9 protein-coding genes and 1 pseudogene are annotated in these 11,969 nt (G+C 42.0%); all 10 read right to left on the bottom strand.

Features of this window, described 5'->3' with window-relative positions:
• Positions 1 to 138: 138 nt before the first annotated feature.
• The 10 genes and pseudogenes from QZV24_RS04600 to QZV24_RS04640 all read right to left on the bottom strand — a co-directional run bounded on the left by QZV24_RS04600 (position 139) and on the right by QZV24_RS04640 (position 11,812).
• On the bottom strand, positions 139 to 3,405 hold the full coding sequence (locus QZV24_RS04600; RefSeq protein ID WP_294520772.1) for an ATP-binding protein: 3,267 nt from the start codon (positions 3,403 to 3,405) through the stop codon (positions 139 to 141).
• Between the two features lie 217 nt (positions 3,406 to 3,622).
• Positions 3,623 to 5,638: a clostripain-related cysteine peptidase gene (locus QZV24_RS04605; protein ID WP_294520774.1), complete on the bottom strand. Its 2,016-nt coding sequence runs from the start codon at positions 5,636 to 5,638 to the stop codon at positions 3,623 to 3,625.
• A 14-nt stretch (positions 5,639 to 5,652) separates the two neighbouring features.
• Positions 5,653 to 6,549, bottom strand: a complete 897-nt coding sequence (locus QZV24_RS04610; RefSeq protein WP_294520776.1) for a YgcG family protein — start codon at positions 6,547 to 6,549, stop codon at positions 5,653 to 5,655.
• On the bottom strand, positions 6,546 to 7,100 hold the full coding sequence (locus QZV24_RS04615; protein WP_294520956.1) for a LemA family protein: 555 nt from the start codon (positions 7,098 to 7,100) through the stop codon (positions 6,546 to 6,548). Before QZV24_RS04615 ends, QZV24_RS04610 begins: the two co-directional genes overlap by 4 nt.
• A 164-nt stretch (positions 7,101 to 7,264) precedes the next feature.
• Complete coding sequence (locus QZV24_RS04620; RefSeq protein ID WP_294520779.1) at positions 7,265 to 7,939, bottom strand: DNA alkylation repair protein; 675 nt, start codon at positions 7,937 to 7,939, stop codon at positions 7,265 to 7,267.
• A 292-nt stretch (positions 7,940 to 8,231) separates the two neighbouring features.
• Positions 8,232 to 8,774: a phosphatase PAP2 family protein gene (locus QZV24_RS04625; RefSeq protein ID WP_294520782.1), complete on the bottom strand. Its 543-nt coding sequence runs from the start codon at positions 8,772 to 8,774 to the stop codon at positions 8,232 to 8,234.
• A 14-nt stretch (positions 8,775 to 8,788) separates the two neighbouring features.
• A complete protein-coding gene (locus QZV24_RS04630) occupies positions 8,789 to 10,174 on the bottom strand; it encodes a histidine kinase dimerization/phospho-acceptor domain-containing protein (RefSeq protein ID WP_363137924.1) in 1,386 nt (461 codons plus the stop codon).
• 12 nt (positions 10,175 to 10,186) lie between these two features.
• Positions 10,187 to 10,489: pseudogene (locus QZV24_RS10580) on the bottom strand (FIST N-terminal domain-containing protein); the annotation flags it as partial.
• A gap of 42 nt (positions 10,490 to 10,531) precedes the next feature.
• Positions 10,532 to 10,915, bottom strand: a complete 384-nt coding sequence (locus QZV24_RS04635) for a hypothetical protein (protein WP_294520788.1) — start codon at positions 10,913 to 10,915, stop codon at positions 10,532 to 10,534.
• A 111-nt stretch (positions 10,916 to 11,026) separates the two neighbouring features.
• Complete coding sequence (locus QZV24_RS04640; RefSeq protein ID WP_294520791.1) at positions 11,027 to 11,812, bottom strand: response regulator; 786 nt, start codon at positions 11,810 to 11,812, stop codon at positions 11,027 to 11,029.
• Positions 11,813 to 11,969 lie beyond the last annotated feature (157 nt).

Here is an 11,969-nt window from a genome sequence, read left to right on the forward strand (position 1 = left end):
TATCAATAATCCCGCCGGCCTTATAAACTATAACCGGAGCTGCTATCAGGGCTATAACTATCACATAGCCTTCTTTGGTAATATTTATGTCCTTCACTTTAATCCATCCTTTACCTTTCCTGATTTATTACCAAAGCATTACTTGTTACGGAACTTTTCCAATGTGGACAAAAGCACATCCACATCCAATGGTTTACTTATATGGGCGTTCATGCCATATTGCTTTGATTTTTGAATATCTTCAGCAAAGGTATTGGCCGTCATAGCAATAATAGGTATGATTTGAGCATCCGCCTTGGAGGATTTCCTGATTTGAGCCGTAGCCTCATAGCCATTCCATTCCGGCATCATTATATCCATCAAAATGGCATCAAAGGAGCCAGCTGGTTCATCCATAAATATTTCATAGGCGACACGGCCATTTTCGGCCTGAGTAATAACTGCCCCGGCATCCTCCAAAATAGTCTGGGCTATTTCCATATTCAACTCGTTATCTTCTACCACCAGCAATCGCATTCCCTCGATGGAAGAACCTGGCTCATTCTCTGGTTCTTCCTCTTTGGCTACAGCTGCCTGATAATTTATTTTAAATGGCAGGGTGACAACAAAGGTGGTTCCTATTCCAACTTTACTATCAACAGCAATCTTACCCTGCATTTTATCCACCAGAGCCTTTACTATGGCCATTCCCATACCGGTACCCTGATACCGGCTACGGGCATCGTTTTTCTCTTGGGTAAACGGTTCAAATATATGCTTCAAAAACTCCTCACTTATACCAATACCCGTATCACTAATGATAAAGTCATAGGTAACAGTTTCCTCATCCTCGTAACCAAGCTGGGCAGAAAAACTGATGCTTCCTCCCTGCTTGTTATATTTAACAGCATTATTGATTAAATTCATCAAAATTTGCTTAAAATGCAATGGACTTCCGTATACATCCGGATATTTCAACCCCTCCTTTATATCATATTGGGTTGAAATACCGTTTTCTTTGGACTTGATACTGCAGATATCCATTACTTCAGTACAAAGCTCATCAATGTTAAATGGCTCCTCAGCCAATTCAACCTTTCCATCCTCCAGCTTGCTCATATCCAGTACATCGTTAATCAGGCTAAGCAAGTGATTGGCCGCTACCTTGGCCTTGGCCCGATTGGCTGACATCAGCTCCAAATCATCCTTGTGCCGTTCATTGATGGTGAGAAGACCAATAATCCCGTTCAATGGGGTACGAATATCATGGGACATTCTGGACAGGAAATCCGATTTGGCCGCACTGGCCTTTTCAGCCTTGACCAAAGCCCGCTCCAGTGCATTGCGTTGCTTCTGGTCCGCCTTTACTATTTCCGTTACATCCTTGCCTATATACAAGGCATTAAGATGATTGTTAGCTGAGTCCTCCGTAAGAATGATTGTGGCATTCCAAGAAGATGCCAAACGATATGAATGATATCGAATCTCCACAGCACGCTTTCCGTTGGCAAAGGCCTTTAACAGGCCCTCACAGGTCCACAGTTCGGCTTCCATAGGAGTAAGTGCTTCAATTCCCAGCCGTTCAGTCCGTATTTTATTGAAATCATCGTATTTTATTGGGAAGCTGATGTTTATGCCAAAAAGTGGGTTATATTGTCGAGAATTATTAAAATCACCATCAATCATCCCATCAGTAACATCAAATTCAAAGAAGAATTCGCAGTCATGGAGCAGCGCATCGTTGTACTGATTCACCTTCTTCAAGGCATCAATCAGCTGTTTTTGCCTTTCCTTGGAAATATCATTTAATTCGGTTATTTCCTTCAGCTTTTCCTCTCGTTCCGCAATCAATGCCTTGTTCTTTTTCAGCTGAACATCAACTTCATCCTTGGCCATTTTAAGACCGGTAAGATATAGGTACAGTCCAGCCAAAACTATTACAAATATCAAGCCACCCAAGGCAACTACTACCACGCTGTTATCACGGATAAAATCCTGAACGGTATATTTACTGCTGGATTGAATATATTTAAACATATAATCTGATAACACAGACTTATCCATCAAGGCAATACCCTTGTTTAGGATGGAAAACAGCTCCTGATTTTCCCGTGGCAGACAAATACAATAGGAAATATTTACTCCCAATGGCATAGTCTTGATATTTGTATACTTCGGGTCATTCAGCCGATCCTTTAGGTGGTAGGATGAAACTATGGTACAGGTTGCTTCACCGGCCAGGATTGCATCGAGACACTCCTCAACACTGTCGTATCGTTCCACCTTACTATGCTGGTATGATTTCATGACCTTTTTTATTGGCCGATAATACATGGCAATAGTATCAAAGGTGTGATCGGAATATTCACCCTTATAGGCGACATACATAGGTGCATTTATAATCTCCGAGGTATAATTGAAATTTTGGTCCTCAGTGTATCGTATGTCACCTAAAAACGGAAAGGCCATATCTATGTCGTGATTTTTTAAGGCCTCTGTTAAATCATCAACCTCGTCGTATGGCATAAATTCAAGACTAACCATATCGGCAATACGCAACCGCTCAGTTATTACCCGAAAAACATCCTTGATTATACCATTGACTGCGCCATCACCTTCTTCAGTACTGAATGGCATATAATTATTTTTGTAGCCAATCCGCCAAATTTTATGGTTTGCAACATATTTTTCTTCTTCTTCCGATAAAGTACTGTTTATTAAAGTAGCTCCATAGTGGGAATATTGCAGCTTTCGGATGAAAAACGGATCCGCCCGGTCAATAGTAGCCAGAGCATAATTTAAATCCTGCAACAAATCCGATCTCTCTTTGTTAACAGCCAAATAAAACGGATCCTGCCCCACCTTAACCACCGGTGCATAGCCTGAATCCAGCATTATATTATTATCAGTGGCTACCACGCCATCAATTTTATCCTCAGCAAAATCCTTGTCACGCTCCGCAAAACCGTCATAGTATACAATATCAAAAGTAACATCATTATCCTTGGCCCATTTTTCCAAACTGGTGGTCATAAGATTGTTTTTAATGCCACCAATTTTTTTCCCATTCATGGTGGATTTATCCGATGAACTCATGGCCTTGTTATAATCATGCTGAAATAGCCAATAGTAATCAATTCCCATCACATAATCAGGAAAGGACATATAAGTCAACCGTTCATCAGTAACCGATACACCGGCCAGAACATCTATCTCACCCTTTTTGAGCTTTTCAACTAACTCGGCCCATTCCCCATTTACATATTCATATTCCCAATTAGTATAATCAGCAATACGGGATAAATATTCGTATGAATAGCCGCTTCGGGTACCATCATCCGGGTCAAGATCCTGAAATCCGTAACTGTTGAACCAACCAACCCGTACAACCTTGGTATGTTTATCAGGCTCTGAATAAGCAATCACAGGAAATACTGTAACAAATATGTTAAAAAAACATATTAAAAACACCAATATATGCTTAATGGTCCTGCTATACATTTTCATCATGCAGATTCACCCCATAAATTGACACAAAAACACTATATTCAATAATTAGTTTCATTCGACAAGAATTATATTATGTCCTGCTTTTTTCCTAAGAATAAGAAAAGGAAGCCAAATTATGGCTTCCCTAAATTATTTATTCGTTATCGGCAGTAATCTGACCATCTTCGATTGTAAAGCTAACCATCTTGGACAAAGCACTATCATCCGTTGGAGTGACAAATTCAAAAAAATAACCAAAAAGGCCATCACCCACATCCTCATCCGCAAATACCGGATTAGCTCCAATAGTAAAAGTATCAACATCAACTGCAGACCAAGTTTTATCATTTCCAGAAATTGTCATTCCGTAGTGAATGGTGGTTATTTTGTCACCACTTTTTAGCTGAACTAGATTGCGACTTCCCATCCCTTTGGTATTGATTCCTTTTCTGGCCCCAAGAATATGATATCTATCGTCATTATAGGTATAGGCAATCTGCAAATTGCATTCTTCATCATTCAACTTGATTGGAACAGAATAAAGATTGTAATTATCTTCTTCTGTGGTTATTTCCACATAAACCGGATGGCCATCCAGCATTGGCCATTTTCCGGTGAAGTTGTCCTTAAATATTCCATTTTCCCAATCAGCTACAATATTTGAATCACTCCCCAATAGAATTATTACATCCTGATCCACCCCTACATAGGTTAGCTGGCAATGCACAGAGGACAGAAGATCCATTTGTTCAGGTGTCAAAGTAACATATGCATAACCATCATTGTCTATATTTACAACTGTATCCTCCAGCTCTTCTACCCGGAAGATTTTCTGTTTTTGGACAGAACCAACATCCGGGATTGTGGTAATATTTTCTGTGCTGCCGGACGCCAGCAGGGCTTCGGCTTCCATTGGCATTTGACCATACAGCAGATAATAATATAAACATTTTTGTGGTAGTGGCACAGCTTCCTGCTCAACATATTGGGCAAATATTTCCTGGTCCCCATCATAGGAATGAAAACCGGAAAGTCCCATACCACGGCGCCGATATTTGCCATGAACTTTATAAATTACGGCATTGTTAATAGCTTCAATAAGTGGTCTGGAGGTTCGTGGTAAAATATCAGCTGACCGGCGGGCCAAATCCCCTAAATCAACCATATTTGAATATCCCTGATCCCGGGTATTACCACCGTAATTCTCGGCTTCCTGTGCCTTACGGCCAAAGGTAGCAAAAAAGCCTCTAGGATTATCGGAGGCCTGCTCAAGGGCCTCAATCCCAAAATTATTATAAGCCCGGCCCACAGGTGCCAGCTTGGACAAATCAACAACTGATAAAGTAGCTGTGTCCTCAGTTTCCACTGCTACACAGCCTTCCATATAACTATCACAAATAGCCTTGCCCAAGGTATCTCCCCGCATTGCCGGATTATCAGCCAAAGCACCAACCCAGCCGGTGTAGTACCAGCCATTTCCTGGCTCAACCTCCTCCGAACCAGTCATATAACGGGATATCCCCTGCAAGGCATTGGCTGTATCGTAGGATGCCATCAAGCAGGCATCAAAACCTACCATTTCAAACGGTGGCTTGGTATCAGAAGTACCATATACCGACACAAAAGCATTTCTGATGTCATTTAAACTAAGACTGTTTCCTGTACGCTCATCCAGACATACTCCGGCGGCACTGCCACCACCATGATCCCAAAATATAAAGGCCCGACGCAAATCATCCCTATCGAAATTTTCCTTACCCAACTTTAAAAAATCCGTCAAAGTCTCACCTGAACCAAAGTCAGCATCCTCGGCCCGCCCCAGTTCGTGAAAGCCTTCACTGTCATAAAGATATATCCCCACTTCGCCCGGTTTCATCGTATTATTATGCCATTCTTCCGCCCCACCGGTAAGCATCAACACCTGGACATTCGGTGGCAAATTCACATCCATCAGCTCAGCAATATCGTTGGTAGCAGACGCATCCAGAGATTCCAAATCAGAGCCGCAGATATACCAGTAAATTAACCAATTATCACCAGAAGCGCCGGCTTGTACCGCCTGGGCCCAAACCAGATTATGTCCATATAATGTGGATGAACATATTATCGCAGCAAATAATACTATGGACAAACAGATTTTTCTTCCCAAATTCCGTAAATTATACAGCATTTTCACTCTCCTATTTACCAACCACCAGATGAACCGCCACCACCGGAGCTGCCTCCTCCAAAGCCACCCCCGGAGCTGCCTCCTCCAAATCCACCCCCGGATGAACCACCTGATGAACCACCACCGCCGTGACCACCACCGCCACCCCATCGGCTGAATATAGGATTATAATCCAATGTTCCCAAATGTCCGAAAGAAACCAGATACAATATGGCCAAAAAGGCCATAATAAGCAAATCAAGCATTGGCAGCAAAGCACGGAACAGAAAAAAATACATAATAACCAGGAACAACAGTAGGCCACATACAAGATAAAAATAATCCTCCAATGTATAATCTTCATCCTCTGTTGGCGTAGCTGTAATATCTCCCTTTGTTTCTTTAGCCATAAGTCCGTCTGGCGGAGCAGCACCATATTCTGCATAAATTTTTTCCGACAGCTGACGATAGGCCACCGCTATACCTTCTGAATATTTTTCTTCGCGGAAGTATGGCTTCATTTTATCAAGAACTGCACCGGAATAACCATCCGTGATAGCTCCTTCCAGTCCATAGCCCACTTCAATGCGAAATTTCCGGTCGTTTTTGGCAATCAGCAACAGAACTCCATTATTTTTCTTGGCATCACCGATTCCCCAGCTACGGAAAATACGATTGGCGTATGCCTCGATTGGTTCATCACCAAGTTTATTCATGGTAAGCACCACCAGCTGAGCTCCAAACCGCTTGTCTAAATCCTTGCCTATTTTCAATATTTCCTCTTTATCCTCTGCTGTCACCAAGCTGGCATAATCGGCAAAGTAAATATCATACTTTGGAGGAGCAGGAATATTGGCTGCCAATGCAAGTCCGTTAAACAGCAGCAGGGCAACTATCCCCACAGAGAAAAAGAGCTTTATGGTCCTAATCAAAATGCCACCTTTGGCACATTATGGGCTGACTCCTCCGCCGCAAACGGTGTCATCGGCCCATACCCCATCATACCGGCAAATAGTACGCCCGGAAAGGTGCTTACAGTAACATTATATTTTTTAATTGCTTCATTATAGTCCTTACGGGCTACTGCAATCCGATTTTCCGAGCCGGATATTTCCCGCATCAATTCTGTAAAATGCCCATCAGCTTTCAAAGCCGGATAGTTCTCGGCTACAGCGAATAAATGGCCCAAGGCACCGGTCAGAGCATTGTCTGCATCAGCCATTTCCTCCGGGGTTTTCGCTCCGGCAATCTGAGCTCGGGCGGCGGTTACCTCGGTAAGTACCTTTTCCTCATATTGCATATAGCCTTTTACCGTAGATACCAGATTTGGTATCAAATCTGCCCGGCGTTGAATTTGATTTTCGATCTGCCCATATTGTGTATCAACCTCGATCTTGGCACTTGTAATACTGTTAAAAGTGCTGATGCAACCAATAATAATTGCCACCACAATAACCAGTCCCACAATCAGACCCGACCTCATCAATATAATCATCTCCCTAATTATATTTGTTCTCACCCATAGCATACTAAAAAACTCCCCTTTAGACAAACCTTTTTAATAGCCTTTCTAAAGAGGAGCATATCATTATGAACAAACAGTATGTTGTTCTTGTGTGATTAAAATCCTGTACAATTAGGAGTTTCTTATTTCAGTGAATTCAGATATTTCTTTTGTTCATCGGAAATCCGCCGGCTTTCACGAGCTTTTTGAATTGCCTTCCGATGGGTCCATTCCGGCAGCTTGCGCTGTTCAATATAAGGAACAGTAGCCGCGTATTGTTTGGTGAGTGCAGTGGCAAAATACCAGGCTATCATCATATTTATATAGTATTCCTCCGACCTGATAACGGCTACTTTATCGAGGTAGTTTGTCTTAAATTTTTCATCAAGATAAAATGCCATCAACATTCTGATTCCAAACCGTACTGCATAAGTTTCTCCACTGCTTAGCCATTTATCAATATGTGGCAGCAGTTTATCTGTATTCTTTTTGAAAACCTTCGGTGTTATGGTATCACAGGTAGCCCAGTTATCAATGTAAGGGAAAAATTTTTCCAACGCCTGGATAATACGGTCAAAATCCTTATAATTGGCTATCATATACCCATGAAGATTGTTTTCCTCCAAATAGTGGTGTGGAAGCTGCTGTATAAATGCGTCAGCCTCTTCCTGATCAATTTCCTTTATTAACTGTCGTAAAGCCGGTGTTCTGATACCGATAATTGTTTCCTTGTCAATATTTGGTATCAGTTTGGCACTAAAATCCCGATACTTTACATCCTGTAGCTGAAATAACCTATCTTTGATACAAACGGCCATTTGATATCATCCTCACTTCCGATAATTTAACCCAAAGAAAGAATTCTGCATCTATGGCAATATTCCTGCCAACATAAATTAGTACCTTTATGACAAATAAAAAGAGCTGCCAAAGCAGCTCTTTTTGAACTACAGGGAGGAAAGGTAGCGGAGAAAATCCCCATAGTTCCCGCTGGAGGAATCCAGCAAAATAAGAAAGGAGTTACTAGGTATGGGCAAACCATACCTGATGGAAGGAAATCTTTTTTAACTGAATTAATTATAAATCACCTAAACCCACAATGCAATAGTTTTAGTGTAAAAATTTTAACTTAGTTGCTATTTTCCACGATAAAACGCCAAATACAATCCCCAATATGGCTCCGGTCAATACATCACTTGGATAATGTACAAAAAGATATATCCTGGAAAAGCCCATTACTGCCGCCCCACATAACGCCAGTTTAGTCCAAATATTTTTCCTGAACATAATTAGGGCTACGGCAGAGGCAAAGGAGCTAAAGGTATGTCCTGACGGAAAGGAGTAATCATTGGCCGCCGGTATTATCCACGAAACAGAAACCCCGGGAAAATCTATACAGGGCCTCAGGCGCATTACCAGATTTTTTATAGCAATATTACCAACTATCATGGTAAAAAAAGTACCCAACAGAACTGCTATTCCTGCTTTGCGATACTCTTTGCTGAAGCAAAGAACGATACCTATCAGCACCCAAATTGCAGCATATTCACCAATAAACGAGATAAATCGCATAAATGGTGTAAGCCAGGGCGTAACCACCCAATCCTGTACTGAAAATATAATGCTGCGGTCCAAAGTAATAATCCAATCCATTTTTTCCCCACTTATCATTTTTCATCCAACAATTTATGTATTCGTTCCCAATCAAGTTTAATGGCGGCCGCCTGTATTGCTTGCAAGGTTTCCGCATCCTGTTCCGGAAGCTTGTAGCCGGAAAGCTCATCCAAAATATAGTTCAGACTGTCATAATCAAAGGACTGTACCACTTCCTTTAAGGATTCCCAAGCATCAGCTAGCTCCTCGGCGCTAATCGGACTTTTAGCCGATGAATCAGACTCTGGCTGTTCCAGCAATGGAGCCAGCATATTGGCGTAATCCCGGCAAAGATTCAACAATACTGGTGTATCCGTGATTATTTCATTGACGTATCCGTTGTTGCCGGCATCCTCCAGCCGTCTGGCCCGATCTGACAATTCAGCAAAACCGGCCACCCGTGCAGTGCTTTTCAAAGCATGCACCTTGGTTGTGTAATTTTTGCAACTTTTATTATCATAATATATCTCAAGTTCATTTGCAATGACCGATAGTGAACCGGCAAAAACTGTAAGGGCATTAAGATATTCCTTAACACCGCCACAATGTTTTATACCCGCTTCTACATTAAGCCCCGGAACCGCCTTCAGCCACTCCGGAATGATATCATTGATAAGTCCCAGCAGATTATTGCCGGCAGTTTTGATATTTTCTGCATATTCACAGATTACCGGGTCCTTGCATTCACGCAAAATCATTTCATCCATACCCAGCACCGCATTGATTGGCGTCCGGATTTCGTGACTCATATTAGACAGGAAGTTGCTCTTAGCCTGATTAGCCAACTCAGCTGTCCTGGCCATTGCTTTTAGCTCCTCATTGGATTCAGCCAGTTCTTGGGTCACCACATCCAAAAAGGCTGCCATCCGGGCCGCCAAAGGAATAATAAAATGTGTCTCCTCATCCAATATCTGATTGTTGCAGCTTCCTATTGCCTTATACGGGCCCTCCCGAAAGGCTACTGACACCAATGCACTGTTCAAAATCCCCCCCTTGCCTTGGTAGGAATAGATTTCTGACGTACCGTAATTGGCAATCAAATCCGGTGCGAATCGCCGATAATAATCAAGCTCCTTTTCTGCTGCTCCCCGCAAAAACAGCGAACGATTTCCGCAAACCGATATAAAAATCCCCTCAGGAGCAAATCCGCACAATTTCTTACTGGCTTCATCAGTTTCCTTCAATAGCTCTGCATGAACAGCATAGGAAAGACGCGCTTTTTCCCCTTTATAAACATCTCCATTGAAATATATCCGGCCTTCCTTGTCATACACCGGTGGAACCCGGGCAATAAGACATCCGTTACGCTCTATCACCAAAGGAAATTCCGATATATTAAAGACAAAATTTTCATCCGGCGTCACCTGCAGATAATGACGATATACCTCCGTAGCCGGCATATCATTTAACCGGGCCACACAGTTTACACCTTGTATTTCCGTCAGAGTCAGTTCCTTGCCAATTGGTTTCCAGCCCAGAACATAATCTCCCTGCACATGCAGATCCGCACCGCTAAAAACGACTATTACAATCCCATGGGTATGTATGTGCTCACCTAAAATATACTGTTGTTCGTTATAATTATTCACATCAAGATAAAAAAGATTTGGCATATTATCCGGTACATCAGCACTGCCTTCAAAAACCCCGGCCGAAGCTCCAAAAAGAACTACTTCCTGATTTTTCTTGGCTATCTCTTTAAACAACAGGGAAAAATCGGTATGTAAACAGCAACAGTATACCGCTGCAGCTTTTGCCTAAGGCACTCCGGCAATTTCCTCACCAATTTGCCGTCCCAAAGCCTCATAATCATCCGGCATACCGTTATAAGACAGAATTTTTAAGTCTGTCTTTAAATAAATATTGGCATTTATAATCAAATAACTATTTTCCTTTTTTTCAGCAAAAACCGTTTCCGGCATACCGGTCACCACCGCCTGGGGCAATATTGTTCTGATGGCAGACCGTATCCTATCCACAATACTTTGCGGGATTCGATGAAAAATCAAATGAATATATAAAAACTTACCTTTGTGATAGGTAAACTGGGTCTTAATATCATTGAGTATACCAACCAATTCTTCCCACTTTTCCTCCGGGTAACTTACATCTTTAAAAACGGTATATCTTTTCTGTAACATGGATTATCTTCCTTTCCTTCACAAAAACGGGGATGTGAAATATGCCATTTCACACTCCCCGTTTACCTCATCCGCCACACACTGCCTGATATCATCTACTCAAATGAAGACTCATAACACCTTATCGTCATGAAGTTTTTTAAATTTCTGTTTCTCAAAGAAATCATCTACCATTGCCACCAGCTTGGTCCGGTCCAGATTCTTCAACAAATAGCCGTCTGGCTTCAGAGCAAGCACACTTTTGACACTTTCCGGGTCATCTCTGCCAGTCAGAAAAATAACCGGAATGGAATCCACCTTGGTCTCGCTGCGAATCATTTCCAGCACCTGTGGTCCGGATGTAACCGGCATTTCATAATCCAGCAAAATTAAATCCGGCCGATTATCAGCAATATACATCAAAGCCTGGGCCCCGGAGGTAACAATGGTCACCCGATATTTGGCAGATAGCCAGTCCTTTACCATTTTTAAAAAGGTACCATCATCATCCACCAGCAATATGTTTTTCCGCTTAGCCAAATCATCATTTGCCTCTATGAGCCAGTCAGCCTGGGCAACCAGCTTTTTCATATCAAAGGGCCGTTCAAAGGTGGCTGAAATCAATGCAGAAGGAATGGACCGGTTGGCTACCTCTATCTCACTGGCAGTACCAATGAGAATAAGCAGCTTATCCTCTTCCGTACAGATGTCTTTCAGATAAACCAGCGTATTGGTCACATCATCCACATATTCTCCCAAATACATGATGAATAAATCCATCTCATCCTTGTGGGCACTAATGTCCTCCATAGTCGGTTCAACTTCGACTACCTTGTATCCTCCATCTGCCAGATTTTTGGCAATGGTCCCCAGCATAAATGATTTTCCTTTATGAATCAGCAAAACGGTTTTTTGCATAAATCTCGTCCCTTCGTCACATACTATATATCTTACTATTTCGACATAAGAGGATATAATCTGCCGTTTTCAATCCCTAATCCTATTAGCTGAAGATATTTATTTTTATTTATGGAAAAATTTAATCAACTGCGTTATAATCAAGTTATTGACATAT

It is taken from the genome of uncultured Anaerovibrio sp. (genome assembly GCA_902786545.1).
GTDB lineage: Bacteria > Bacillota > Negativicutes > Selenomonadales > Selenomonadaceae > Anaerovibrio.